Source organism: Streptomyces sp. NPDC029159, from assembly GCF_055564055.1.
The window spans coordinates 426,552-452,152 of the sequence record NZ_JBVHWT010000002.1 but is presented as its reverse complement, the minus strand read 5'-3'; the positions used below and the strand labels follow the sequence as shown (position 1 = coordinate 452,152).

17 protein-coding genes and 1 pseudogene are annotated in these 25,601 nt (G+C 75.3%); 6 read left to right on the top strand and 12 right to left on the bottom strand.

What is annotated here, in order from left to right:
• Nucleotide 1: 1 nt before the first annotated feature.
• The 3 genes and pseudogenes from ACZ4U4_RS06165 to ACZ4U4_RS06155 form a co-directional block, all read right to left on the bottom strand.
• Nucleotides 2-475, bottom strand: coding sequence for an ATP-binding protein (locus ACZ4U4_RS06165; protein WP_467869436.1), 474 nt, complete (start codon nt 473-475; stop codon nt 2-4).
• A gap of 177 nt (nt 476-652) precedes the next feature.
• The gene (locus ACZ4U4_RS06160; protein WP_467869434.1) at nt 653-2,395 is read right to left on the bottom strand and encodes a pyruvate dehydrogenase; all 1,743 of its coding nucleotides are present in this window, start codon (nt 2,393-2,395) and stop codon (nt 653-655) included.
• 121 nt (nt 2,396-2,516) lie between these two features.
• Nucleotides 2,517-2,897, bottom strand: a pseudogene (locus ACZ4U4_RS06155) (PP2C family serine/threonine-protein phosphatase); the annotation flags it as partial.
• Between the two features lie 2,497 nt (nt 2,898-5,394).
• Here ACZ4U4_RS06155 and ACZ4U4_RS06150 point away from each other — a divergent pair.
• Nucleotides 5,395-5,877, top strand: a complete 483-nt coding sequence (locus ACZ4U4_RS06150) for a DUF456 domain-containing protein (RefSeq protein WP_467869432.1) — start codon at nt 5,395-5,397, stop codon at nt 5,875-5,877.
• A gap of 16 nt (nt 5,878-5,893) precedes the next feature.
• On the opposite strand, the gene ACZ4U4_RS06145 is transcribed toward ACZ4U4_RS06150, so the two are convergent.
• Nucleotides 5,894-7,360: an AlkA N-terminal domain-containing protein gene (locus ACZ4U4_RS06145; protein ID WP_467869430.1), complete on the bottom strand. Its 1,467-nt coding sequence runs from the start codon at nt 7,358-7,360 to the stop codon at nt 5,894-5,896.
• A 312-nt stretch (nt 7,361-7,672) separates the two neighbouring features.
• Here ACZ4U4_RS06145 and ACZ4U4_RS06140 point away from each other — a divergent pair, with 312 nt between their 5' ends.
• The 3 genes from ACZ4U4_RS06140 to ACZ4U4_RS06130 are packed head-to-tail and all read left to right on the top strand — an operon-like array spanning nt 7,673 to nt 11,203.
• Nucleotides 7,673-9,058: an MFS transporter gene (locus ACZ4U4_RS06140; protein WP_467869428.1), complete on the top strand. Its 1,386-nt coding sequence runs from the start codon at nt 7,673-7,675 to the stop codon at nt 9,056-9,058.
• Nucleotides 9,059-9,092: 34 nt separating this feature from the next.
• Complete coding sequence (locus ACZ4U4_RS06135; RefSeq protein ID WP_467869426.1) at nt 9,093-10,205, top strand: NAD/NADP-dependent octopine/nopaline dehydrogenase family protein; 1,113 nt, start codon at nt 9,093-9,095, stop codon at nt 10,203-10,205.
• Nucleotides 10,202-11,203: a 3-hydroxyacyl-CoA dehydrogenase NAD-binding domain-containing protein gene (locus ACZ4U4_RS06130; RefSeq protein WP_467869424.1), complete on the top strand. Its 1,002-nt coding sequence runs from the start codon at nt 10,202-10,204 to the stop codon at nt 11,201-11,203. The genes ACZ4U4_RS06135 and ACZ4U4_RS06130 overlap by 4 nt, the downstream gene beginning before the upstream one ends.
• A gap of 68 nt (nt 11,204-11,271) precedes the next feature.
• Here ACZ4U4_RS06130 and ACZ4U4_RS06125 read toward each other — a convergent pair whose 3' ends face one another.
• The 5 genes from ACZ4U4_RS06125 to ACZ4U4_RS06105 all read right to left on the bottom strand — a co-directional run bounded on the left by ACZ4U4_RS06125 (nt 11,272) and on the right by ACZ4U4_RS06105 (nt 18,353).
• Entirely contained in the window at nt 11,272-12,045 is a 774-nt protein-coding gene (locus tag ACZ4U4_RS06125) for an SDR family NAD(P)-dependent oxidoreductase (protein ID WP_467869422.1), read from the bottom strand.
• Nucleotides 12,042-12,404, bottom strand: coding sequence for a hypothetical protein (locus ACZ4U4_RS06120; RefSeq protein WP_467869420.1), 363 nt, complete (start codon nt 12,402-12,404; stop codon nt 12,042-12,044). Before ACZ4U4_RS06120 ends, ACZ4U4_RS06125 begins: the two co-directional genes overlap by 4 nt.
• Nucleotides 12,405-12,439: 35 nt before the next feature.
• Nucleotides 12,440-13,606: an acyl-CoA dehydrogenase family protein gene (locus ACZ4U4_RS06115; RefSeq protein ID WP_467869418.1), complete on the bottom strand. Its 1,167-nt coding sequence runs from the start codon at nt 13,604-13,606 to the stop codon at nt 12,440-12,442.
• Between the two features lie 250 nt (nt 13,607-13,856).
• Nucleotides 13,857-15,077 carry a ribosome small subunit-dependent GTPase A gene (gene rsgA / locus ACZ4U4_RS06110; protein ID WP_467869416.1) on the bottom strand — a complete coding sequence of 407 codons (1,221 nt, stop codon included), beginning with the start codon at nt 15,075-15,077 and terminating at the stop codon, nt 13,857-13,859.
• 303 nt (nt 15,078-15,380) lie between these two features.
• Nucleotides 15,381-18,353, bottom strand: coding sequence for an AfsR/SARP family transcriptional regulator (locus tag ACZ4U4_RS06105; RefSeq protein ID WP_467869414.1), 2,973 nt, complete (start codon nt 18,351-18,353; stop codon nt 15,381-15,383).
• Nucleotides 18,354-18,691: 338 nt separating this feature from the next.
• Here ACZ4U4_RS06105 and ACZ4U4_RS06100 point away from each other — a divergent pair, with 338 nt between their 5' ends.
• The gene (locus ACZ4U4_RS06100; RefSeq protein ID WP_467869793.1) at nt 18,692-19,687 is read left to right on the top strand and encodes an alpha/beta hydrolase; all 996 of its coding nucleotides are present in this window, start codon (nt 18,692-18,694) and stop codon (nt 19,685-19,687) included.
• Between the two features lie 40 nt (nt 19,688-19,727).
• On the opposite strand, the gene ACZ4U4_RS06095 is transcribed toward ACZ4U4_RS06100, so the two are convergent.
• Complete coding sequence (locus tag ACZ4U4_RS06095) at nt 19,728-20,522, bottom strand: AraC family transcriptional regulator (RefSeq protein ID WP_467869412.1); 795 nt, start codon at nt 20,520-20,522, stop codon at nt 19,728-19,730.
• 98 nt (nt 20,523-20,620) lie between these two features.
• Between ACZ4U4_RS06095 and ACZ4U4_RS06090 the strand changes: the two genes are divergently transcribed.
• Nucleotides 20,621-21,859 (top strand): MFS transporter, encoded by a 1,239-nt coding sequence (locus ACZ4U4_RS06090; RefSeq protein WP_467869410.1) that lies wholly within the window; start codon nt 20,621-20,623, stop codon nt 21,857-21,859.
• A 48-nt stretch (nt 21,860-21,907) separates the two neighbouring features.
• On the opposite strand, the gene ACZ4U4_RS06085 is transcribed toward ACZ4U4_RS06090, so the two are convergent.
• A complete protein-coding gene (locus ACZ4U4_RS06085) occupies nt 21,908-23,107 on the bottom strand; it encodes an acyltransferase family protein (protein ID WP_467869408.1) in 1,200 nt (399 codons plus the stop codon).
• On the bottom strand, nt 23,104-25,509 hold the full coding sequence (locus ACZ4U4_RS06080; protein WP_467869406.1) for a glycosyltransferase: 2,406 nt from the start codon (nt 25,507-25,509) through the stop codon (nt 23,104-23,106). Before ACZ4U4_RS06080 ends, ACZ4U4_RS06085 begins: the two co-directional genes overlap by 4 nt.
• Nucleotides 25,510-25,601: the final 92 nt, after the last annotated feature.

Genomic DNA, 25,601 nt, shown 5'->3' with positions numbered 1-25,601 from the left:
CTCAGGCCGGTCCGCCGCCCAGCTCGAACCAGACGCTCTTGCCGAGGCCGTGCGGCCGTACGCCCCAGGCGTCGGCCAGGGAGCGGACGAGGATCAGGCCCCGGCCGGAGGTGCCGTCGCCTGTCGGCGGGCGCGGCTCGGGGCGGGCGGAGGCGCAGTCCCGCACCTCGACCCGGAGGCGGTCGGTGACGGTGGCGGTGAGCAGTGCGCCGCCGGTGGTGTGCACCAGGGCGTTGGTGACCAGCTCGCTGACGAGCAGCGCCGCCGTGTCGCAGAGCCCGGCGGACGCCGGGCCGTCCCAGCGGTGCAGCAACTCCTGTAACGCGTGCCGCACTTCCGCGACCGCCTCCAGATCGGCGGGGCGGATTCTTCGTTCCAGCACTCGTGGTGCGCGGGCGACCACCGCGGTGCCCCGGCCCCCCTCGGCCGCCGCGCCGTGTCGCTCGCCGTCCTCGCGTCGCACAGGCTGACGCATCTCTCCCCCGCCCCCCAGACGTCCCACCGGCTCTCTCGAACAGCCTCACGGAGATGCATGCCCACGGGGAAAGGCGACATGCTTCGACTTTCACAGGTCCACCCCACCGAGCGTCCGGGCCGCACGCGGAACGCCGCGATCCGGACATTCTCCGTTCACCTCTTGCATGACGTCTCGTCACATACGGGGAATGTTGCGCAGGTTGGACCGCGCCATCTGAAGCATCCGTCCGACGCCGCCGTCCAGCACGATCTTCCCGGCGGAGAGCGCGAACCCGGACACCATCTCGGCGCTGACCTTCGGCGGGATGGAGAGCGCGTTGGGGTCGGTGACGACGTCGACCAGTGCGGGCCCCTTGTGCGCGAACGCCTCGCGCAGCGCGCCCCGCAGCTGTTTGGGCTTCTCCACCCGGATCCCGTGCGCCCCCGCCGCCCGGGCGACCGCGGCGAAGTCCGGGTTGCGGTTGGTGGTCCCGTACGACGGCAGGCCCGCGACCAGCATCTCCAGCTCGACCATGCCGAGCGAGGAGTTGTTGAACAGCACCACCTTGACCGGCAGGTCGTACTGGACGAGCGTGAGGAAGTCGCCCATCAGCATCGTGAAACCGCCGTCGCCGGACATCGACACGACCTGCCGTCCCGGGTCGATGAACTGCGCGCCGATCGCCTGCGGCAGCGCGTTCGCCATCGAGCCGTGGGTGAACGATCCGATCACCCGGCGGCGGCCGTTGGGCGTCAGATAGCGGGCGGCCCAGACGTTGCACATACCGGTGTCGACGGTGAACACCGCATCGTCGTCGGCCTCGTCGTCGAGTACGGAGGCGACGTACTCCGGGTGGATCGGGATGTGCTTCTCGACTTTGCGGGTGTACGCGCTGACCACGCCCTCCAGCGCGTCGGCGTGCTTCTTCAGCATCCGGTCGAGGAAGGCGCGCTGTGACTTGATCTGCACCTTGGGCGTCAGACAGCGCAACGTCTCACGGACGTCGCCCCAGACGCCGAGGGCCAGCTGCGAGCGGCGGCCGAGGTGTTCGGGCCGGACGTCGATCTGGACGATCTTCACGTCGTCGGGGAGGAACGCGTTGTACGGGAAGTCGGTGCCGAGGAGGATCAGCAGATCGCACTCGTGGGTCGCCTCGTACGCGGCGCCGTAGCCGAGCAGTCCGCTCATGCCGACGTCGTACGGGTTGTCGTACTGGATCCACTCCTTGCCGCGCAGGGCGTGGCCGACGGGCGCCTTGACGCGTTCGGCGAACTCCATCACCTCGGCGTGGGCGCCCGCGGTGCCGCTGCCGCAGAAGAGGGTGATCTTGCCTGCCGCGTCGACGAGTTCGGCGAGCCGGTCGATCTCGGCGTCGCCGGGGCGGACCGACGGACGGGCGGTGACCAGCGCGTGTTCGATGGCGCGGTCGGGTGCCGCCTCGGCCGCGATGTCGCCGGGCAGCGAGACGACGGAGACGCCGCTGCGGCCGACGGCGTGCTGGATGGCGGTCTGCAGGACCCGCGGCATCTGCCGCCGGCTGGAGATCATCTCGCTGTAGTGGCTGCACTCGGCGAACAGCCGGTCCGGGTGGGTCTCCTGGAAGTAGCCGGTGCCGATCTCGCTGGAGGGGATGTGCGAGGCGAGCGCGAGGACCGGGGCCATCGAGCGGTGGGCGTCGAAGAGCCCGTTGATGAGGTGGAGGTTGCCGGGGCCGCAGGACCCGGCGCAGGCGGTGAGCTTGCCGGTGAGCTGCGCCTCGGCGCCCGCGGCGAACGCGGCGGTCTCCTCGTGCCGCACCTGGACCCAGTCGACCGCCCGCGAGCGGCGGATCGCGTCGACGACGGGGTTGAGACTGTCACCGACGACGCCGTACAGCCGTTGCACCCCGGCCCGCGCCAGGATGTCCACGAATTGCTCGGCCACGGTCTGCTTCGCCATGTCCCGCTCGCTCCTTCGCCGCCGTCGGTGAGCCGTCCCTCCCATGAACCCATGAGGCGCCGGGCTCCGCCTCCGCTGCCACCCGGGCGGGCGGCAGCGGGGCGGCCCGCCTGGCCCCCCGCTACGTGTCCCACACCCCGACGGCCGTGCGGTCGCGGGCATGGCCCTTGACCCGGACCTGGGCGGAGGCGAGGAAGGAGGTCAGGCCGGGCGGCCGCGGGCCGGAGAAGTCGGCGGCGAGACGGTCGGCGAGCGCGGGTTCGTCGGCGAGGGGTTCGGCGAGTCCGGCACTGCACAGCAGCAGGGCGTCACCGCGGTGCCCGGTGACGGTCGTGAAGAGGAACGGCGCGGGGCCCGGGGAGCCGTCCGCCTCCGGGCCGGTGGCCGACGGTTCGAGGTCTTCCCAGACCCCGTCGCGGAGCCGCAGGAAACCGCCCTCGCCGACGCCGAAGAAGACCCGCGTACGGCACGCCGGGTCGGCGGGCAGCAGCAGACAGCGCACCGGGGGGGGGGGGGGGGGGGGGGGGGGGGGGGGGGGGGGGCGGGGGGGGGGGTGGGGGGGGGGGGGGGGGGGGGGGGGGGGGGGGGGGGGGGGGGGCGTGGGCAAACCCACCCCCCCCCCCCCCCCACCCCCCCCCCCCCCCCCCCCCCCCCCCCCGCCCCCCCCCCCCCCCCCCCCCCCCCCCCCCCCCCCCCCCCCCCGCTCCCGCAGCTTGCCGTAGCCACGGTCGGCGAGCCGCTGGAGCCCCGAACGCAGGGCGCTGCGGTGGTCCGTACGCAGGTCCTCCGCCAATCGGGTGCAACTGCGCCCCACCGCCCCGCCGATCCAGGCACAGACGTCGTGCGCCGCCCGCGGGTCCCCGACGGCGGGCCCGGACGCGACGGCCGCCAGGATCAGGGTCTGCGCGCCGCTCCCGAACCGCGCCAGCAGCAGCGCGTCCCGGCGCGGCGCACCCCGGTAACGCGCCGAGTCCCCCCGCTGCGACACGGCCCGCAAGGTGAGCGAGCCGTACTGCGCCCCGTCCAGCACGGTGTCGGGCACCAACTCCCCCATCGCCGCGGGATCGGCCACGGGCAACGCCACGGGCTCGGCGGCGTAGGTGGGCGGACGGTCGCCGATGAAGACGGGGGGCGGGGTGGTCGGAGTGCCTGGGGCCGGTGGGGGTTCCGGGACGTCCAGGGGTTCCGGGGCGCTTTCGGCTGCCGTGGCGGGGACGGTGGCCGGTGGGGCTTCGGGTGGCGGGGCGGCTTCCGGGGGCTGTGCGGCTTCGGCGGCCGGTTCGGGTGCGAGGGCGGGAGCAGCCTCCCTGTCCGGTTCGGGCCGGGGCTCCGGGGCGGTTTCGAGGGGGTCGGGACGCTCGGGCTCGGCCGTCCGTCCGGCCGGGTCGCCCGGGGCGTCGGCGGGCTCCGGGGCTACGGAGGTGGGCTCCGGCGAGCCGGCGGTGGGCGGCGCTTCTGCGTCCGGCTTGGGGGCCTCGTTGGACGGTGCGGGCTTTGCGTCCGGCTTCGGGGCCCCGTCGGACGGTGCGGACTCCGCTTCCGGCTTCGGGGCCTCGTAGGACGGCGCGGCCTCCGCGTCCGCCGTCGGCGTCTCGTCGGACGGCGACGGCTCCGCGTCCGCCGTAGCTTCGGCGGAAGGCTCCGCCTCCGGCCCGCTCCCGGACGCCGGACCGTCCTCGGCGTCCGGTGCCTCCCCGCTCCTCGACGCCTCCTCGGCGTCGGGGAGCGCCTCGACTCGGGGCGCGGGCTCCGGACCCGTCGGCTCCGGACCCGTCGGCGCCGAAGGCTCCGAAACAGCAGGTGGCGGTTGTGCCGGGGCCTCGGGTTCAGCCGTCGGTGGCCGCTCGTCGGGGAGCGGCCGGGGTGCGGGTGGCGTGCGTACGCCCATGTCGCGGCGGGCGGAGGGCAGTTCTTCCGGGGGCAGCAGTCCGGGCGGCAGCGTCCCGGAGCGGAACGGCCATGGCGGTGCGTCGGCGGCGGACAGGCCGACCGGCAGCTCCTCCGGCGGCAGCAGCCCGGGCGGGAGCAGCCCGACGGTCGGCAGCGGGGCGGGGCGGGGCGCATCGGCCACCGGCCCGGCCGGGAGCGGAGGCGCCCCGTCCGGGGACACCGGGGCGGAGGGCGGCGGAACCGTGGCGGCCGAGTCCCCCGTCGCGGCGGGCAGCTCCGGGCCCGCCGTGGAGGGCTCGGGCGGCGGGACGGGCGCATCCTGAGACGTCACGGAGGAAGCGGGGGGAACGGAGGAAGACGAGGAACCCGGGGACACCGTCGCGGCATCCGGGGCCCCCACAGCCGGGCCCGGCACCGTCGGCCCCGCGGGACCGGCCGGGGCAACCGGGGTACTCGGTACGCCCTGGCCGCCCAGGGCCCCCGGAACGCCATGGCCGCTCAAGGCACCCGGGACGCCCTGCCCGCTCAGGCCCCCCGGGACGCCCTGCCCGCTCAGGACACTCGGCCCACTCGGCGCACTGTGCGCGCTCGGCGCATCCGGCGACACCCCCGGTGGCGCGTTCAGCGCCCGGAGCGCCGATGCGACACGTTCGTCCAGGGTGTCGGTGGCTCCGGACGGGCCGGTGTCGGTGGGTGCGGGGAGGGCCGGGACCGGGGTGCCGGGGCCGTGGCCCGGAGGGTCCCGGTCCGGACGGATGTCGCCGTAAAGCTGCCGCCACCAGTCGTCCTCCGGTCCGCGGCATGGTGCGCCCTGCTGGTTCATGCGCCGTATTGTCCACGCGCCGGCGGCGGGGAAACAGGGCGCGAAGATGTGTTCGCCCGGACGTTCCGCCGGACGGCCCACCCGGTCCTCGGGCCACCCCGGCCGAGTGGCGGAGCGGGCCCGGCGGGCGCGTACCACGGGAGCGGGGGCCGGGCGTCCCGGTGGGACCGGTCCGGGGAGCGCGTTCGGGTCACGTCCGGCAGGCTTGGGCCATGAGCGTGCGCAGCGTGCCGGAACGGGGCACCGCCGTGGCGGGGACGGTGGAACGGCCCGGTGGGGGCGCTTCATGAGCGGGTGGCAGCTGTGCGCCGTCGGGCTGGTGCTGCTGCTCGGACTGTTCGGGGTGCTGGTGCCCGGCGTCCCCGGGACGCCCATCGTCTGGGCGGGGGTGCTGTGGTGGGCGATGACGGAGCAGACGTCACTGGCGTGGACGGTGCTGATCGCCGCCACCGCGCTGCTCCTGATCCAGCAGGCGGTGAAGTTCCTGCTGCCGACGCGCAGCCTGCGGGCCGTGGGGACCCCGTACCGCGTGCTGTTCCTCTCCGGCGCCGCCGGGATCGTCGGGTTCTTCGTGATCCCCGTGATCGGTGCCCCGCTCTGTGCCCTCGGCGCGCACTATCTGCTGGAACGGGTCCGGCTGGGCAGCCACGGCGACGCCTGGGCCGCCACCCGTACGGCGATGCGGGCCGTCGGGCTGAGCGTGCTGGTGGAGCTGTTCGCCTGTCTGCTGGTGGTGGGGGCGTGGGCCGGGGCGGTGCTCGCGGGGTGAGGCGTGGTCCCGGCGGTCACCGGGTGGCGGGCGCGGGCAGGGCGAACTCGCCGGGCGGGACCAGCCCCGCGTTCCACAGGTGGTGCAGGGCGTAGGCGCGCCACGGCCGCCATGCCTCGGGCGCGCCGTCCGGGCCCGCGTCGGGGTCGCCCAGGGCCCGCATCCGGACGTGGCCGACGGCCCGGGGACCGACACCCGGCAGCGTCCGCAGGACGTGTGCGGCCGCGGCGCGGTCGGCGCCCGCCCCGAGGTCGAGGGTGGTGTCGGCGAGCGCCGCGCACAGCGCCCGTACCGGGGCCGGGACCTCGGCGGAGAGGAGGGCGCCGGGGGCCGGGAACACATGGGTGAGGCCGCCGTCGGCGGCGTCCAGCGGCTTGCCGTGGGCGGCGACCAGCTCCGCGGCGCGCTCCGGGGGCCCGCCGAGCACGGTCCGTACGGCCAGTTCCTCGGGGTCGGCCGCGCCCGGTGACCGCAGCCCCGGGCAGGCGGCGACGAGCGGGCCCAGCAGCGGATCGCCGCCGAGCCGCTCGGTGACGGCGTACGGGTCGGCGTCCAGGTCGAAGAGGCGCCGCAGCCGCTCGACGGCGGTGGCCAGATCACGCGGGTCGGTCAGCCGCAGCCGGCACTCCAGCCAGCCGCCGCCGTCCGGGGCCCGCTCCCCCGCGCGCGGCCGCCGCCGGGCCGCGCCGCCGGTGGCCTCGTCGACCTCGGCGATGGCGGTGCCGTAGCTGAGCCGCAGGGTGCGCCGGTAGGTGCGGCGGCCGCGCGGGCCGACCGTCTCCTCGATCCCGGGCACGGCTTCGGCCGCGAGGAAGTCGAAGAGCGCGGTGGCGGCGTACGGGCCGCGGTGGGCCAGGCGCAGCGGTATGCCGTGGGGCGCGGGGCCGTCCGCCGCGCGCCGGGTGCCGGAGCGGGCCGGGCCGGGCGGCGCGGCGGCGCGCAGCTCGCGCGGGGTGGCGGCGTAGATCTCCCGCATCGTGTCGTTGAACTGCCGGATGGAGGCGAATCCGGCGGCGAACGCCAGCTCCGTGACGGGCAGCTCGGTGGTCTGGAGCAGCACCCGCGCGGTGTGCGCGCGGCGCGCCCGGGCCAGCGCCACCGGGCCCGCGCCCAGCTCGGCGGTGAGCTGCCGCTGCACCTGGCGGGTGCTGTAGCCGAGGCGGCGGGCGAGCCCGGCGACGCCCTCGCGGTCGACGACGCCGTCGCCGATGAAGCGCACGGCCCGGCCGACCAGGTCGGCCCGGACGTTCCACTCGGCGGAGCCCGGTACGGCGTCCGGGCGGCAGCGGCGGCAGGCCCGGAAACCGCCCGCCTGCGCGGCGGCGGCCGACGGGAAGAACCGGACGTTGGCGCGTTTCGGGGTGACCGCGGGACAGCTCGGCCGGCAGTAGATGCCGGTCGTCGTCACGGCGAAGAAGAACTCCCCGTCGAACCGCGCGTCCCGGCTCGACACCGCTTCGTACCTGGTCTCGTCATCCCTCACGTGTTCCAGTGTGCGCCGCGCCCCGGGCCCGGACCGGCGGAAATCGGACGTGGGGGTGGGACGGAGCGGGCGGTGCATCACCCACCGAGCGATCCAATGCGACACAAATGATTGGTTCCCGGCCATTGATATCTGGCGGACACGGCTCCGCGGACGACGCAGATTCCCTGGTTCCGGTGCGGGAAGTCCCCGCTGCGGCACCGGGATTCCCGACCTGGCCGGGCCGTGGGAGCACGGTTACGGTATGGGCCTTCGCTCCTTCCAGGCTCCACCGCGTTCCGGGCACCACCGTCCCCCGATGAGGCGCCGTTCATGACCGAGCAACTGACCCCTGAGAACCCCGGCTCCACGCGGTACCGGAGCTATGTCGTGGCCATATGTACGGCCGCGTACGTGCTGTCGTTCGTCGACCGCCAGGCACTGTCCCTGATGATCGAGCCCATAAAGCGCGATCTCAGCCTGACGGACACCCAGTTCAGCCTGCTCAGCGGGCTCGCCTTCTCCATCCTGTACGCGGTGATGGGACTGCCCATCGCCACGCTGGCGGACCGCCGCTCCCGCCCCGTGATCATCTCCGTCGGTATCGCCCTGTGGAGCCTGGCCACCACGCTCTCCGGCCTCAGCAGGAGCTTTGCGCAGATGTTCCTCGCCCGGGTGGGCGTGGGCGTCGGGGAGGCGGCGCTGACGCCCGCCGCCTACTCGATGTTCAGCGACATGTTCCCCAAGGAGCGGCTGGGCCGCGCCCTCGGCGTCTACGCGCTCGGCTCGTTCCTCGGGGGCAGCGCCGCCTTCTTCATCGGCGGATACGTCATCGGCCTGGTCAAGGACGTCGACACGCTCTCCCTGCCGCTGGTCGGTGACGTCCACGCCTGGCAGCTGACCTTCTTCGTCCTCGGTCTGCCCGGGCTGCTGCTGGCGCTGCTGTTCCTGCTGACGGTACGCGACCCGGCCCGGCACGGACTGGCCCGGGACGCCTCGGGGGCCGTGCGGAAGGTGGCGCTGCGCGAGGCGTTCGCCTTCCTCCGCAGCCATACGAAGACGTTCTCCTACCACGTCGTGGGCTTCTCCCTCTACGGAATGGTGCTCCTCGGCCTCATGTCGTGGGCACCGGCCTTCTACATCCGTACGTTCGGGATGGACCCGACCCGGGTGGGGTACGCGCTGGGCGCCGTCGTGCTGGTGGCCAACGGCGCGGGGGTCCTCTTCGGCGGCTGGCTCGTCGACCGGCTCACCCACCGCGGTCACCCGGACGGGGCGATGCGCGCCGGGGTGGTCGGAGCCGTCGGCATGCTGCTCCCGGTCGTCCTCTTCCCGCACGTCAGGCCGGTGTGGCTGTCGCTGGCGCTGCTCGCGGTCACCATGTTCTTCGGCTCGTTCGCGATGCCCGCGTCGACCGCCGCCATGCAGGTGCTCAGCCCGAACCAGGTGCGCGCCCAGGTGTCGGCGCTGTTCCTGATGGTGTTGAGCCTGAGCGCCGTGGGCGGCGGCACCACGCTGGTCGCCCTGGTCACCGACAAGGTCCTCGGCTCCGAGACACGTATCGGTACGTCGCTGTCGCTCGTGTACGGCATCGCCGGCGTCCTCAGCATCGTCCTGCTGTGGCTCGGCTGTGCGCCCTTCCGCCACAGCATGGCCCGTCAGGAGCGGTTGGCCGCCCGGGAACCGCTGGACACGGTCCCGGACGGCGCGGTCGGCTGAGCACGGTCCGCCCCACCGAAGGGAACGGCACCCCATGGACCTCACCATTCTCGGCGGCGGGCACGGCGCCTTCGCCGCGGCCGCCGCGCTCGCGGACGGCGGCCACACCGTGCGCTGGTGGCGACGGAACACCCCGGCCCTGGCCGCCCTGGGCGAGCGCGGCGCCCTCGGGCTCCGGGACCACCGGGGCCTGCGGCGGATCCCGGTCGGCGCCGTGCCACGGGCCGGGGCGGTCCGGCCCGTGGCGGACCTGGCGGAGGCGGTGCGCGGCGCCCGGCTCGTGGTCGTCCCGCTGCCGGCCACCGCGCACGCGGACCTGGCGCCCCGTCTGGCGCCGCTGCTCGGTGACGGACAGGTGGTGCTGCTGCCGCCCGGCACGTTCGGCACGGTGCTGTTCGCCAGGGCCCTGGCCGATGCGGGGAACCGCGCGGAGGTCGCGTTCGCCGAGAGTGGCACGCTGCCCTATCTCGCCCGCACCCGTGGTCCGGACGAGGTGGCGGTCAGCGCGTACGCCACCCGGCTGCCCACCGGCGTCTTCCCCGCCCGGTCGGCCGACGCCGCGTTCCGGGTGCTGCGCGCGGCGTATCCGTCGGTCGAACCGGTCGAGGACGCCCTGAGCGGTGCGCTCATGAACGCGGGGCCGGTGATCCATCCGCCGCTGATCCTCATGAACGCCGGCCCCCTGGAGCACGGTGGCTCCTGGGACATCCATGCCGAAGGCACCCAGCCGTCGGTCCGGCGGGTGACCGACGCCCTCGACGCCGAACGCATCGCGGTGCGCGAGGCATTGGGGTACGGCGCCCCGCACTTCCCGCTCGCCGACCACTACGCGACGGCGGGCGAGGAGTGGATGTACGGGCGCACGGCCCACGGCAGGCTCACCGACAGCGGCGACTGGCGGGAGCCGATCGATCTGCTCCACCACCGCTACCTCCAGGAGGACACCCGCCTCGGACTGTCGTTCCTGGTGTCCGTGGGGAGGTGGGCGGGGTGCCCGACGCCGGTCGCACAGGGCCTGCTGAGCATCGCCTCGGCCGTCACCGGTACCGATCTGTACGCCCGGGGCCGCACCTTGGAGTCGTCGGGGCTCGCCGGTCTGACGCGTCCCGCACTCACCGAGCTGTTGCAGGAAGGGTTTTCACGGTGACGGACACGGAGCACCTCCGCGTGGTGATCGTCGGCGCGGGCCGTATGGGGCAGGGCATCGCGCTCGCCTTCCTGGCCGCGGGGCGGGACGTGACCCTGGCGGACGTCAAGGAGACGGACGAGGACCGGGTCGGCTACCGGCGAGCGGCCGAGCGCAAGGTCCTGGAACGGCTGGGTGCGCGTCCCGCCCCCGTGCCCGGGCGGGCGCCACGGCTCACCGTGTGCGGCCGCGCGGCGGCCGCGGCCCCGCTCGCCGCGGCGGATGTGATCTTCGAGGCGGTCCCCGAGGTCCTGGAGGTCAAGCGGTCCGTGCTGGCGTGGGTGGCCGCCGCCGCGCCGGGTACGGCGGTCATCGCCTCCACCACCTCGACGTTCCTCGTCACGGACCTCGCCGAACTGGTCGGCGACGGCAGCCGTGTGGTGAACGCCCACTGGCTCAACCCCGCCGACCTCATGCCGCTGGTCGAGGTCAGCCGCAGCGACCGCACCGACCCCGGCCAGGTGACCCGGCTGACCGCGCTGCTGCGGGACATCGGCAAGGTCCCGGTCGTCTGCGGGCCGACGGCCGGGTACATCGTCCCCCGGCTCCAGGCCCTCGTGATGAACGAGGCCGCGCGGATGGTCGAGGAGGGCGTCGCGAGCGCTGCCGACATCGATCAGGCGGTACGCGCCGGGCTCGGCCCCCGCTTCTCCGTGCTGGGCCCGCTCGAATTCATCGACTGGGGCGGCGGGGACACCTTGTACTACGCGTCGCGCTACCTCGCCGCCGAACTGGGCGACCGGTTCCGCGCGCCCGCGGTGGTCGAGGAGAACATGACGGCCCGGCGCCGGGGCCTCCAGGACGGCGCCGGCTTCTACGACTACGTGTCCGAGGACGTCCCCGCGTACCAGGCGGGCCGCATCCGGGAGTTCGAGGAGCTGCTCCGCCTCCGGGAGGCCGGGCTCCGTGCCGACGCCGCCTTTCCGGAGCGGCCGGCCGCGCCGCCGGAGCAGGGCTGAGCCGCGCCGGAAGGCCCCCGCGGGCACGGCGGTCGGTGCCGGTGCCCGCGGGGACTCGTAAGGCCGGGTCAGCGCATGTGGAGGCCGCCGTTGGCGTCCCAGCAGGCGCCGGTGACCGTGTCCGCGTGCGCCGAGGACAGCAGGACGGCCATGTCCGCGATGAACTCCGGGCGCCCCAGCCGCCCCACCGGGATCATGGCCTCGGTCTGCGCCAGCTTCTCCGGGGCGACGGTGCGCCGGACGACGGGCAGCTCCTGCGGGCCGGGCGAGATGGCGTTGACCGTCACGCCCCGGGGGGCCAGATCGCGGGCGAAGACCTTGGTGAGCGTGGCGACGCCGCCCTTCGCCGCGGCGTAGTGGGCCCCGGTGGCCGTGCCGCCGTTCTGTCCGGCGAGGGAGGCGATGTTGACGATGCGTCCGTAGCCGCGCTCCGCGAAGTACTGGCCGAACACCTGGCAGCCGTAGAACGTGCCGTTGAGATTGGTGTCGATCACCCCGGAGAAGCTCTCCGGGGTGATCTCCATCAGCGCCTCGACCTTGGAGTGCCCCGCGTTGTTCACCAGGACGTGCACGGCGCCCCACCGTTCGGTCAGCACGTCGCGTACGGCGGCGAAGGCGTCCTTGTCGCGTACGTCCAGAGCCAGTCCGACTGCGCTCCCGCCGGTGGGGTCCAGCTCCTTCGCCGCGCCGTCGGCCGCAGCGGCGTCCAGATCGGTCAGCGCCACCCGGAATCCCCGGTCGTGCAGGCGCCGGGCGATACAGCTGCCGAGTCCGCCCGCCGCGCCCGTGACCAGGGCCACCTGCCGGGCGGGGGCGTTCCCGTCCGTCGTCTCGGGGCTCATCGCGTCACCTCCGGCAGCGGGCGGCCGATACGGGCCTCGATCTTCATGTAGCGCCACAGCCCGTACTCGCCGACCTGGACGGCGCGGAAGAGGTTGCAGGCGTCGGCGACCGTGCGCTGGTCCGCGACGTCCGCGAGGACGTAGCAGGTCCACGGCCAGGAGTCGGACGGGCCGACCATGTGCTGGTCGTCGTCCATCGTGCCGAGCACCTCGACGCCGGGCATGTCGTGCAGCTGCTCGAGCATGGTCACGGTGCCGTCCCAGACGGCCTTGTGCTGCCCGGTCGGCAGGTCGAAGAAGTTCTGGTTGACGCCGATGCAGAAGAGGACGCGCAGGGGCGCGTCAGGGGTGCCGGACATGGTGGTGCCTTTCCGATGGGTGGCGGGCGGAGTGTTCAGAGAAACCCGGGGAAGGGCCGGGCGTCCAGAAGCACGGCCCCTGCGCCGTCGTACATGGTCTCCTGGAGGAACGCGTGCTGCGGGACCACCGAGGCGTCGCGCAGATAGCGCTGCATGGGGCTGTCGTCGGCGATGGCCCGGATTCCCGCGAGCTGGTAGGCGTCCCGGACCACCTCGAACGACGTCTTGGCGGCATGCGCCGCGGCAAGGCGGAGCAGACCGGTCTGCCGGTCGGTGGCCGGGTCACCGCGCTCGACGGTCTGCCACACCTCCTCCGTGATGTCGTGGAAGAAGGCGCGGACCGACCGCAGTTGCGCCTCGGAGCGTCCTACGGAGATGCGGTACGAGGCACGGTCCGCGGCGACCGGCCCGCCCGTGTAGCTCGCCCGTCCGCCCTCGGAGATCACCTGGTCGAGGGCGGCGCGGGCCACCCCGAGGCCCACCGCCGCCAGGACCTGCGCGGCGTAGGGGACCGTCGGGTAGCGGTAGAGGGGCTCGTCGATCGTGGGCGGGCCGCCGCGGACGAACGTCCACTCCTCGGGGACCACGGCGCCGTCGACGACGAGGTCATGGCTGCCGGTGCCGCGCATGCCGATGACCTGCCAGTTCTCGGCGATCTCGACCTGTTCGGGCCGCAGCAGCGCGGTCAGCGGGCGGCCCGCCCGGTCCTGGCCGGCCTTGATCCCCACACCCAGCACATCCGCGCCCAGACAGCCGCTGGCGAACTTCCAGCGCCCGGAGATCCGGTAGCCGCCGCCGACCGGCTCGGCCGGCTGGACCGGGAAGAGTCCGGCGGCGAAGACGACATCGGGCCCGTTCGCGTACAGCTCGGCCTGGGTGTCCGGCGGCAGCGCGGCGAGATACCCCAGGGAGGAGCCGAAGCTGGCCACCCACCCGGCGGAGGCGTCGACGGCGGAGATCCGCTCGACGATCCGGAGGAACCGGCCCGGCGGCAGCGGTTCGCCGCCGAACCGCCGTGGGGTCGCGACGCGGTAGATACCGGCCTCCTTGAAGGCGGCGATCACATCCCGGGGAACATGCCGCTTCTCCTCGAATTCGGCGCGCCGCCGCGCGACCAGTTCCAGGACGTGCTCGAACGCCGTGCCGCTCGAACTCGCCACCGGAGCAGCGGCTGACGGGAGATCGTCCTTCGCATGCGTCATGACCACACCCTCCGCCGACGGCCGGGCGACCTCTGCGTATCGCCCCGCCCACAAACTAAGCGCGGGCATGGCACGCCTCAACGGGGCAGCCGGACGTACCCGGCCGAAGCTTTTCCTTACGGGGCTGCGCGGCATGGCCGGCCACCGGGGGCGGCGACACCTGTTCCGGCCCACCCGCGCGCCGGGCGGGAGCCCCGTCGCCGAGGTCCACACTCCGGACCCGGCGGCGTCGCTCCCGCCCTGCACGGCCCTACCCCCGCCGGCCGGTCCCCCTCTTCCGCGCCGACCTCTCCCGCCCCTCGGCCTGCTTCAGCCGCCACTCGCGGCGCATCTCGGCCCGGAGGCGGACATCGGTCTTCGCCACGATGCGGCGGTTCTCGCGCTGCAGCTTGCGGTAGCTGTCCAGGCGCCGGGCGGCCAGCCGGCCGCCCTCGACCGCGTCGCGCACCGCGCAGTCCGGCTCCGTGCCGTGCGCGCAATCGGGGAAGCGGCACCGCTCGGCCAGCTCCTCGACGTCCGCGAACGTCCGGCTGAGCCCGCCCTCGGCGTCGTACATGCCGACGCCCCGCAGCCCCGGGGTGTCGATCAGCACGCCACCGCCGGGCAGCGGCAGCAGATCGCGGGTCGTGGTGGTGTGCCGGCCCTTGCCGTCGCGGTCGCGGATGGCCTGTACCCGCTGAACGGGCCGCCCGGCGAGGACGTTGGCGAGGGTCGACTTGCCGGCGCCGGACCGGCCCAGCAGCACCGTGGTCCCGCCGGCGAGCGCGGCGGCCAGCGCCTCGACGCCCGCCCCTGTCTCGGCGCTGACGGCCAGCACCCGCACACCCGGCGCCGCGCCTTCGACGTCCGCGACGAGCTGCGCCGCACACGCCTCGTCCGCCACGAGGTCCGCCTTGGTCAGCGCCAGCAGCGGCTGCGCGCCGCTCTCCCAGGCGAGGGAGACGAACCGTTCGACCCGGCCCAGGTCGAGCGGTTCGGCGAGCGACACCGCGATCGCCGCGTGATCGACGTTGGCCGCGAGGATCTGCCCGTCCGACCGTTTCGACGACGCCGACCGCACGAACGCGGTACGGCGCGGCAACAACGCCCGGACGAGACCGTCGAGTTGCGGCCCGACCCGGCCGTTCTCCAGGTCGATGACGGCCCAGTCACCGGTGCACGGCACCCGCAGCGGATCGCCCGTCGCCACCGGCGCGGTATCCACGAGCACGGTCCGCACACCGGCACCGTCCGGCACCACGGCGTCCACCCGGCCCCGGTCCACGCGGATGATGCGGCCGGGGACGAAGCCACGGTCGGCGTACGGCGCGAAGCCGTCCGCGAAGCCGTCGTCCCAGCCGTACGCGGCGAGCGTCGGCGCGGCATCCGGAGTGTGTGCCCCGGGAACGGCGGGGCGGGGCGAGGAGGTGTCCGCGGAGGCCGCGGACGGAGAAGGAGAGGAGGAGAGAGCGGAAGAAAGGAAGGAAGACAAGGAAGGCCCTTCGCACGGGCCCCGGCCGCACGCCCCGGCCCAGGGTGCGGGCAGGCGTGAGGTGACGGCGTACGCCGTCGGTCGTGGGTCAGCCGGTGGCCACGGAGGTGGACGGTATGAGCTTCTGGAGCGGGGCGATGCCCCTCGCAACGGCAGCCATCAGCCGCACCTCCCTCTTCCTCTGCGACGAGGCCCCGTCGGCGCCGTCCGCAACGCCTCGACGGTAGCCCTCCGGCGCCCGCCCGCACCACCGGTTTTCCCCGCGGCCGCTCACCGCGGGCGGGCCGCCCCGACCGGCGCCCCTCACGGCAACTCCCCCCGCCCCTCCGCCCCGCTCTCCCGGAGTGCCTCCAGGGCCAGGGCGCGTTGGTCGGGGTGGGTGTCGGCGCCGGGGAGGGTGAGGACGGTGCGGAACTGTTCGCGGGCCTCGGGGAGGCGGCCGGCGGCGGAGTAGGTGCGGCCCAGGCGGTTGCGGATGTCCATCTCCAGGCGGTCGCGGTGGGGTTCGGTGAGCGGGGAGAGGGTGTGGTGGCGGGCGAGGGCCTGGTGGTGGAGGGCGAGGGCGGCGGGGAGGTTGCCGGCGCCGTGTTCGGCGGAGCCCATGCGGGTCAGGATGATCGCGTGCAGCAGGGTGTCGCCGGAGCGCTGTGCCAGGTCGGCGGCGTGCCGGTAGAGCGCGCGGGCCTCGCCGAAGTGGCCGAGGTCGAGGTGGACGTCGGCGGTGGAGGCGAGGGTTTTGCTGATCATGCGGGGGCGGCCGTTGGCCTCGGCGTGGGTGAGGGCGGCGGTGTAGCAGGCGAGCGCCTGCGCGTGGCGGTGGCGGGTGTGGTGGAGAGCGCCGAGGACGCACAGGCCCATGGCGTTGAGCCAGTTGTCACCCAGGCGGCGGGCGACGGCCAGGGCGGCGGTGAGGTGGACGAGGGCGTGCTCGGGGCGGCCCGCCTGGAGTTCGACGGCGCCCAACCCGCCGAGGGCCCGGGCCTGTTCGTACAGGTCGGGGTGGGTGCCGTCGCGTTGCAGCACCTCGGTGAACCAGGCGCGCCCCTGGTCGTGGCGGCCCTGGTAGAGGTCGGTGATGCCCAGGCAGTTGCGCAGCGCACCGGGCATCCGCGGGTCGCCGCACGCCTCGGCGTGGGTGAGCGCGGTGCGCAGTGCGGCGCGGCACTCGTGGTAGCGGCCCCGGCGGGCGAAGTAGTCGCTGAGCGCTTCGGCGATCCAGCAGGCGTGGTCGGTCTCGCCGAGTGCCGCGGCGTGGGCGACGACGTCGGCGAGTTCACCGCCCGCCGCGTCCAGCCAGTCGTCGGCGTCCTGCCGGCCGGTGAACGGGGCGGCGCCGGGCCGCGGGCCGGTGGGGAAGCCCTCGGGGCCCCAGTCGCTGGTGAGGCGGCCCGCGTCGAGGTAGAGCCGCAGTCCGGCGGTGCGGGCCGCGGCGGACTCGTCGGGGGTCTCCGCGGCGAGACGGCGGGCGTGCGCCCGGACCAGGTCGTGCAGGCGGTAGCGGCCGGGCCCCGGCTGGTGGAGCAGGCCGGCGTCGACCAGGCTCTCCAGCAGGTGTTCGGTCTCCCGGGGCGGCCGGTGCAGCATCGCCGTCGAGGCCAGGACGTCGAACTCGACGGTCGGGGCGAGGCCGAGCGCCCGGAAGCCGCGCCGCTGCTCGGGGGCGAGATGGTCGTACGAGAGCCGGAACGCGGCCTCCACGCTGCGGTCGCCGGCGCGGAGTTCGCCCAGCCGCCGTTCGTCGCCGGTCATCCGCTCCACCAGGGAGGCGAGGGTCCAGGCGGGGCGGGTCTGGAGGCGGGCCCCGGCGATGCGCAGGGCGAGCGGGAGGCCGTCACAGAGGCGGACCAGTTGGCGGATGGCGGCCGGTTCGCGGTCGGCGCGGGCGGCGCCGACGAGGTCGCGGAGGAGGGCCAGTCCGTCGCCGCCGTCCAGCGGTTCGAGGGTGACGCGGCGGTCGGCGTCGAGTCCGGGCAGGCGCCGGCGGCCCGCCACGAGCACCGTGCTGCCGGGCCCGGCGGGCAGCAGCGGCCGTATCTGCTCGGCGTCGCGTACGTCGTCGAGGACGAGGAGCAGCCGCAGGGCGCTGGTCGCGGCGCGCCAGGCGGCGGTCAGGTCGTCGAGGTCCTCGGGGACCTCGCTGCCGGACGCGCCGACCGCGCGCAGCAGCCGCCGCAGCACCCGCTGCGGGGCGAGGGGGCGTGCGCCGGTGCTGTGGGTGCGCAGGTCGATGAAGAGGCAGCCGTCGGGGTGGCGGTGGCGGAGGGTGTGGGCGGTGTGCAGGACGAAGGCGCTCTTGCCGACGCCCGCGACGCCGTCGACGGCGAGGACGGTGACGCCGTCGGACGGCGACTCCTCGGTGAGCAGGGCGTGTTCGGCGTCCCGGCCGATGAGGCGGGTGGGTCCGGCGGGGAGGTCGTCGACGGTGCGGCGGGGGCGCGGCGCCGGTCCGGGCGGGGGTGTGGTGCCGGGTGCGCGGGGGCCGCGGAGCTGTGCGTCGTCGCGGCGGAGCACCGCCTGGTGGGCGCGGCGCAGCTCCTCGCCGGGGTCGACGCCGAGTTCGTCGCGGAGCCGGGTGCGCATCTCCTGGTGGACGGCGAGCGCCGCGGCCTGCCGTCCGGCGCCGTACAGGGCGCGCATCCGCAGTGCGGCCAGCGCCTCGTCGTAGGGGTCGGCGGCGCAGAGCGCGGCGAGGCCGTCGAGGGTTTCGGCGCACCGGCCGAGGTCGACCAGGCAGGCCAGCCGGTCGTGGCGGAGCGCGGGGCGGTGCCGGGCGAGGCGTTGGCGTTCGGCGTGGGCGAAGGGGCCCGGGAGGCCGGTCAGCGGTTCGTCGCCGAAGAGGGCGAGCGCCCGGCCGAAGTGGTCGGCGGCGGTGGCCGGGTCGCCAGCGGCGCGGGCGCGGTGGGCGGCGGCGGTGTGGGCGGCCAGCTCCGTGGTGTCGAGGCGGACGGCGTCGGTGCACAGGCGGTAGCCGCCGCGGTCGCTGCGGATCACCGAGTCCGTGAGCGGGGTGCCCGGCGGGTCGAGGGCCTTGCGCAGCGGATAGACGTAGCTGGGCAGGACCCGGCGGCCGGAGGGCGGTGGCCGGTCGCCCCAGACGTCGTCGAGCAGTTGCTCATGGCTGACGCGGGTGTCCGGCCGCAGCGCCAGGGCGGCCAGTACCGCCCGCCGCCGTACCGGCCCCAACTCCAGCGGTGTGCCGTCGCGCCAGGCACGTACCGGCCCCAGCACCGCGATGCGCCGGCGTGCTTCCCCGTCCGGTCCGAAGTCTCCGTCCACGTCCGTCCCCCTGTCGCCTCCACAGAATTTCATCGGCATTTCAGCGCCCGCCGCAAGGGTGGGCGCGTCACCACCGGCGCCACGGGGACGCGGGGGACACGGGGGACCGACGGGGCATGGGGGAACGGCGATGGCGGGCAGCGGACGCGAGGCAGGGGGCGTGCGCCCGCTGTGGTGCGCCGGGTGCCGCGGCGGCGCGCTCCCGGGTGCCGGCGCACGGGTCACGCCCCCGGACTCCCCGGCTCCCGCGGGCGTACCGCCCGGCGGCGGGCCGCGGTGGCGTACCCGAGCTTTCCGCGGCACGTGCCTCGGCCGTGCCGCCTTCCGACCTGGAGGTCATGTTGAGCGAGCACCGCACGAGCCGACGGAACGTGCTGAAGGCCGTCGGCGGGGTATCCGCCGCGCTGGCGCTGGGCGGGGCGGGGGTCCTGGCGGCCGCGGCTCCCGCCGGTGCGGCGCCGGGCGACGGCGCCGGGCTGCGCGTCGTCGAGCGCGACGAGCACGACGCGCGGATGTGGTTCTACCGCTTCGCGACCGACGCCGTCGCCTGGCAGCCCGCCGTCAACGTCCTGCTGCCGGACGACTACCACACCGGCGAGCGCACCTACCCGGTCCTCTACCTCTTCCACGGCGGCGGCACCGACCAGGACTTCATGACCTGGGACCGGCTCGGCATCCGCCGGCTGACCGCCGGGCGGCCGCTGATCGTCGTGATGCCCGACGGCGGCCACGCCGGCTGGTACTCGAACCCGGTCAACTCCAACACCGGGCCCCGCAACTGGGAGACGTTCCACATGGCCCAGCTGATGCCGTGGGTCGAGGCGAACTTCCGGACGTACGCGGAGTACGACGGCCGGGCCGTCGGCGGGTTCTCGATGGGCGGCTTCGGGGCGCTGAAGTACGCGACGAAGTACCCGGACCGCTTCGCGTCGGTCAGTGCGCACTCGGGTCCGCCGAGCCTCCGCCGCGACCTGGGCGCCGTCGCCAACTGGGCGAACGTCTCCGCCGCCGCGCTGGACCTGGCGGGCGGCACCATCTACGGGGCGCCGCTGTGGGACGAGGCGAAGGTCAGCGCCGACAACCCGATGGAGCACCTGGAGAGCTTCCGCGGCAAGCGGGTCTTCCTGGTCGCCGGGACGAGCCCCAACCCCGTCGACCCGTTCGACCTGCTCAACGAGACCGAGGTCCTCCGCGGCCAGCAGGAGTTCCGGGCCGCGCTGGACGGTGCCGGGATCCGGTACGAGGCGCACGAGGAGCCCGGTGGGCACTTCGTCCGTCCCGCGCGGGCGCAGGACGACATCGACGGGATCGTCGCGCGGCTGCGGAAGGCGTGAGACGGCAGGGGCGGCCGGTCCGGTGGTTCCGGCCGCCCCGTCACCGCTCCGGGGCGGGCGGCGCGGCGGTGAAGTAGCCGCTGGGGGTGGTGCCGAGGGTGCGGCGGAACATCGCGGTGAAGGCGCTCGGGGTGGCGTAGCCGAGGGCGCCGGAGACGGCGGTGACGGGGGTGCCGGCGGCCAGCAGGGTGACCGCGTGGAGCAGCCGGGCCTGCTGGACCCAGCGGGCGGGGCTCATGCCCGTCGCGGCGGTGAAGCGGCGGTGCAGCCCGCGGGGGCTGAGGTGGGCGTGGGCGGCGAGGTCGGCGGTGGACCAGCGCGCGCCCGGGTCGCGGCGGACGGCCGCGCAGACCCCGTCCAGCTGGGCGTCGCCGGGGGCGGGCAGATGGAGTGCGGGGAGCGGTTCCGGGGCGAGCTGGAGGAGGAGCAGCCGCATCAGGGCGCCGTCGCGGCCGTCGGGGTCGTAGGTGACGGGGATGCGGGTGGCCTCGTCGATGAGTTCGCGCAGCAGCGGGGAGACGGGGACCACGGCGGGGTCGGTGGGGAGGTGTCCGGCGGCGGCCGGGTCGATGTAGAGGGTGCGCATCGCGACGGCTCCGGCGCAGGTCATCGCGTGGGTGAGCCCGGCCGGGAGCCAGGCGGCGCGGGTGGCGGGGACGATCCAGGCGCCGTGGGCGGTGGTGACGGTGATCGCGCCGGTGGTGCCGTAGAGGAGTTGGTGGCGGCGGTGGCGGTGGGGCGGGATGTGGTGGCCGTCGGGGAGGTCGCGGGCCATCGCGGCCAGCGGCCGGGGGACGTGCTGGTAGTCGTCCCGGTCCTCGCTCTTGCCGTACACGGTGCCGCTCCTTTCCGCCGCCGTCCCGGCCGGTTCTCGACAGGGGACGGCCGGGGTTCGAAAGTATGCCGTCCGGCGCCGCCCTAGCGTCGGGGGCTGTGAAGCAAACCACTCCTTCTTCCCAGGTCAGCGGCGGTACGACGGGCGGCCTGACGGTGCCGGGCGGCCGGTCGCCGGTGCCGTTGCTGGCGGTCGCCGCCGCCGTCACGGCCGCCAACGTCTATCTCAACCAGCCGCTGCTGGACGCCGTGGCACGCTCGTTCGGCGCGGGTGCCGGGACGCTCGGGGCGCTGCCGACCGTCACCCAGGCGGGGTACGCGGCGGGCATTCTGCTGCTGGTGCCGGCGGGTGACAGCCACGACCGGCGGCGGCTGATCCTCACGCTCGGGTGGGGGTCGGCGGCGGCGCTCGCGGTGTGTGCGGTGGCGCCGTCGGTGTGGTGCCTGCTGGTGGCGGGGTTCGCGCTCGGGGTGCTGTCGCCGGTGCCGCAGCTGCTCACCCCGCTCGCGGTGGCGCTGGCGGACGCGTCGGGCGGTCCGGCGGCCGGGCGCGGCCGGATCGTCGGCACGGTGCAGGGCGGGCTGCTCGTCGGGGTGCTGGCCTCGCGTGCGTACGCCGGGGCGCTGGCGGAGCTGGCGGGGTGGCGGACGGTGTACGCCGTCTCGTGTCTGCTGACGCTGGGGCTGATGGCGGTGTTGCGGCGGGCGCTGCCGCAGCTCCCGGCGGCCGCGCCCGCCACAGGGACCGGCTACCGGGCCACGCTCGCCTCGCTCCCCCGGCTGTGGTGGCGGCCGGTGGTGCGGGTGGTGACGGTGTCGGGTGCGCTGGTGGGGGTGGCGTTCGGCGCGTTCTGGACGACGCTGACGTTCCTGCTGGCGGACGGCCACGGGCTCGACCCGGCGCGCATCGGGCTGTTCGGGCTGGTGGCGGCGGCGAGCGCGGCGGCGTCGCCGTCCGCGGGGCGGCTGGCGGAGCGGTGGGGGCGGCGCGGGGCGACGGCGGCGCTGACCGGTCTGGTGGTCGTCGGGTGGCTGGTGCTGCTGCCGGGGACCGGTTCGCTGTGGTGGGTGATCGCGGGCGTGATCGTGCTGGACGTGGGGGTGTGGGGCGGGCAGGCGGCGACCCAGACGGTGCTGTTCCGCCTCGACGCGGCGGAACACAACCGCCTCAACACCCTCTACTTCACGCTGCGGTTCCTCGGCATCGCGGCCGGGTCGCTCTGCGGTGCGCTGGCCTGGACGGCGGGCGGCTGGCCCGCGGTGGTGGCGACCGGCTGCGCCGCGGCGCTCGCCGGGCTGCTGGTCGGGGTGTTGCCGGTCGGTGCCGCGGACCGGTGAGGGCGCCGCCGGAGCCCGTACGCGTCGGGCTCCGGCGGCGCGCGGGCGTCACGCCGCCGCGCGAGGCGCCTCCGGGTAGAACTCGCGGGGGCGGCCCCGGCCGTCCTTGAGGCGGCCGAGGAGGCCCGCCGGGTACTCCAGGAGCCAGTAGCTGAGCCAGGCGACGGGCAGCGCCGCCGCGAGGACGATCAGCACGGCGAGCGGGAAGCCCGCCTGCTGGGCCGGGAGCAGTCCGGCGCGGTGCAGTTGGAGCATGACCGGCTCGTGCCAGAGGAAGAGGCTGTAGCTGCACAGCCCGAGCGTGGTGAGCCAACGGGCCGTCAGGAAACGGTTCCAGACGGTGCGTCGGCGGATGCGCAGGGTGGCGAAGAGCAGTACCGCCCAGAGTGCGGAGGCCAGCGGGTGGTAGTAGGTGAAGGCCGCGTTCTCCGGGGCGGAGAGCAGTGAGAGGGCGTAGAGCGCGGCGAGGACCGCGGCCGTCAGCGGCAGGGCGACGGCGCGGCGCGGGCGGCCCCGCTCCCCCAGCGCCGTGGTCAGCACCGCGAGCCCCATCCCGGCGGCGAACCCGCCGAACCGCGCCGCCGGGCCGAAGTACACCACCCAGTCGGTGTGCGGAATGCCGAGCCCGTGGTGGGCGACGGCGATCCAGACCCACGGCAGGGCGTACAGCGCCGCGCAGCCCGCCGCGCACACCGCGATCCGGGCGCCGCGCCGCCGCAGCGGACGGCAGGCGCGGACGGCGAGCGGCCCGAGGACGACCAGCACCAGGTAGAAGCAGACCTCCAGGGACAGCGACCAGCTGGGGCCGAGCGTGTAGAAGATCCGCTGCTGGTCGAAGAGGTGCGTGAAGGTGAGGTGTTCGGCCAGGTCCCGCCAGTCGCCGGGCAGGTCGGGGTTGCGGGTGGCCCAGACGGTGCAGACGGCGAGGACGTACAGCGGCAGGATCCGCACGGCGCGGCGGAAGAGGAAGACCCGGGCGGTGCGGGTGGCGCCCCCGTCGATGGCGGCGCGGGCGTACGAGAGGGTCAGCAGGTACGCGGACATCACGAAGAACAGGTCGATGACCTCGAACGACAGGGCCGCGCCGACCAGCGGCTGGTCGATCGGCGGGTGGCTGCCGGCCGCGTCGTAGCGCCAGTACTGCTGCCAGACGTGGAAGAGGACGGTGCTCAGCGCCGCGAGTCCGCGCAGCCCGTCGAGGTCGGAGGTGCGGGGACGCCCGGTGGCGGCGGTGGCGGTGGTGGTCATCGGCGGGCCACCGCCCGGGAGACGGCGCGCGGGGTGACCCGCCACCGGCGGTCGCCCAGCGCCTCCTTGAGGTGCGACTGGCGGGCCACGATGTTCTTGAAGTGGCTGTAGAGGACGGTCGAGGCGGCGAAGTAGAACCAGAACCACGGGGTGCGGCGGCGGATCTCCGGCACCGCGAGCCGCCGGGCGAAGAGCGCCTGCACCGGCCCCGCGGAGAGCGTCAGCAGCGTGGCGAGGACGCCGACCGGCACCGCCCAGTCCAGGTGGGTGGGGCCGCCCGCGCGCCAGCAGGCGTACAGCAGCACCGGCAGGATCTGGAGGGTCAGCCAGGGCTGCACCTCGCGCCAGCCGAGCAGGACGAACAGGCCGAGCTTCTGGCGGGCGGTGAAGACGGGGGAACGCAGCGCCCGCCACAGGTGCTTGAGGGTGACCTGGAGCCAGCCCTGCGCCCAGCGGCTGCGCTGGTTCCACAGGGCGGTCGTGGTGGTGGGCGCCAGTTCGCGGGAGATCAGGGTGCGGTCGACGGCGAAGCGGGCGCCTTCGCCCAGCGCGCGGAGGGTGGCGTCGATGTCCTCGGTGAGCATCGAGCCGTGCATCCGGGTGCGGGCCAGCAGATCGGTGCGCCAGAAGCCGTTGGAGCCCCCGAAGAGCCCGAAGCCGTAGAGGCGGGCGCGTCCGGGGTGGCTGACCGCGTAGATCGCCTCGAACTCCACCGCGACGAGCCGGGCGATCCGGGAGCTGTCGCCGTTGCGGATCACGCAGTGTCCCTGCACGACGTCGTAGCCGTTGGAGAGCCAGTGCCAGGCGTCGCGGAAGGCGGTGGGTGCCGGGTGGTGGTCGGCGTCGAAGATGCCGACGAACTCGCCGCGCACCCGCGTCACCGCGGCGTTGACGTTCTGCGCCTTGGAGGTGGACCCGGCGACGGGCAGCAGCACCAGCCGGGGGTCGCGCCGGGCGATCTCCCGCAGGGTGTCCTCGACCGGCAGCGGATGCGGGGTGTTGTACGCGAGGACGATCTCCAGCTCGCCCGGGTACTCCAGACGCAGGAACGACTCGACGGTCTCGACCAGCGTCGCCGCCTCGTTGGGCAGATACGCGGCGATGACGGCGCTGGCCGGCGGGTAGGGCGCGCCGGGCTCCGCCGGCCGTGCGGGGGCGTCCAGCGAGAAGAGGCATTCGACGACGATGAGCAGCGCGGACAGCACCAGACCGGCGACGACCACCCAGTACATCGCGGAGCCCAGCTCCCAGCCGAGCGCATGGGTCTGCCGGTAGAGGACGTACGGGACGCCGACACCGAGGAGCAGGGAGAGCGCCGGGGAGAGGGCGGAGAGCGGCGGGCGCAGCAGCGAGCCGAGGGTGCGGCGGGGGCGGCGGTGCTCGGCGCCGCGCATCCAGGCGGCGTGGCGTACGGGCCGCAGATCGCGGTGGCGCAGCGCCTCGGTGGCGGCGTCGGCGGCGCGGCGCGGGCCCCGGTCGGCGTCGGGGCAGGCGGTGAGCGGCAGCCAGCCGATGGCCGGGGTGAGGCGGACGTGTTCGTCGGCGACGACGAAGCGGGTCCCGGCGACGGTGGTGGCGAAGCGCTCCAGTGCGCGGCGGGCGGTGTCCTCGTCGACGCCGGGCAGCAGCATCAGCAGCTGTCCGTCCTCGTCCCAGCCGAAGCGGTCGCAGGCGGCGCCGAGCCGTTCGGCGACCCCGGCGAGGCGTTCGGCGACCTCGCGGCGCACGCGCGGGCCGAGCCGGGTCTCCAGGGCGGCCATCTCGGCGACGGCGACGACGGCGAGCGCGCCGCCGCTGCGGCCGGACTCGGGGCGCCGCAGTTCGCGGTCGAGTTCGGCGCGGAAGTGGCGGTGCGAGTAGAGGCCGGTGCGCGGGTCGAGGAGGAGGTTTTCGACGGGGACGGGGACGCGGCGCAGCTTCGCCTCGATACGGGCGGCGAGTTCGGCCGGGGCCGAGGCTTCGGGGACGCAGTCGTCGGCGCCGTGGCGCAGCACGGCGGCGACGTCCGCGGCACCGACCACGATCAGCGGCAGGGCGCGGCCCGCGGGGGCGGTGCGGAGTTCGCGGACGAGGTCGAGTGCGGGGCGCGGGGCCGGGGCGGGGCCGTCGCCGGGCGGCGCGGCGCCCTCGCCCGGGTCGAGGGCGACGACGGCGTCCGGCGGTGCCTGGCCGACGTGGTGGGCGAGGCCGCCGGGCGGGGCGTGGCGGACGGTGTGGCCGGTGGCGGTCAGGGTGCGGGTGAGCCGGTCGCGGCGCGGCCCGGGGGCGCCGACGAGGAGGACGTGGCCGGTGGTGTGGTGGGTGGGGGCGTCCGGTGGCGCCACGGCCCGGGGGGCGTCGGGCGGGGGCGCGGGGGCGCCGGCCGCGGGCGGGGAGGCGGGTGCGGGGTGCGAAGTGAGCACCGGTGGGGGTCCTTTCTTGCCACGGTCGGGGCCGGGCCGGTGCGGGACCGGGGCGGCGTCCTCGGCGGGGCGTCCGGGTCGCGGGGCCACGT

Coding starts and splice junctions, on each gene's coding strand:
- ACZ4U4_RS06165 (WP_467869436.1), bottom strand. CDS start 475: ATGCGTCAGCCTGTGCGACGCGAGGACGGCGAGCGACACGGCGCGGCG.
- ACZ4U4_RS06160 (WP_467869434.1), bottom strand. CDS start 2,395: ATGGCGAAGCAGACCGTGGCCGAGCAATTCGTGGACATCCTGGCGCGG.
- ACZ4U4_RS06150 (WP_467869432.1), top strand. CDS start 5,395: ATGAGCGGGTGGCAGCTGTGCGCCGTCGGGCTGGTGCTGCTGCTCGGA.
- ACZ4U4_RS06140 (WP_467869428.1), top strand. CDS start 7,673: ATGACCGAGCAACTGACCCCTGAGAACCCCGGCTCCACGCGGTACCGG.
- ACZ4U4_RS06135 (WP_467869426.1), top strand. CDS start 9,093: ATGGACCTCACCATTCTCGGCGGCGGGCACGGCGCCTTCGCCGCGGCC.
- ACZ4U4_RS06125 (WP_467869422.1), bottom strand. CDS start 12,045: ATGAGCCCCGAGACGACGGACGGGAACGCCCCCGCCCGGCAGGTGGCC.
- ACZ4U4_RS06120 (WP_467869420.1), bottom strand. CDS start 12,404: ATGTCCGGCACCCCTGACGCGCCCCTGCGCGTCCTCTTCTGCATCGGC.
- ACZ4U4_RS06115 (WP_467869418.1), bottom strand. CDS start 13,606: ATGACGCATGCGAAGGACGATCTCCCGTCAGCCGCTGCTCCGGTGGCG.
- ACZ4U4_RS06100 (WP_467869793.1), top strand. CDS start 18,692: ATGTTGAGCGAGCACCGCACGAGCCGACGGAACGTGCTGAAGGCCGTC.
- ACZ4U4_RS06085 (WP_467869408.1), bottom strand. CDS start 23,107: ATGACCACCACCGCCACCGCCGCCACCGGGCGTCCCCGCACCTCCGAC.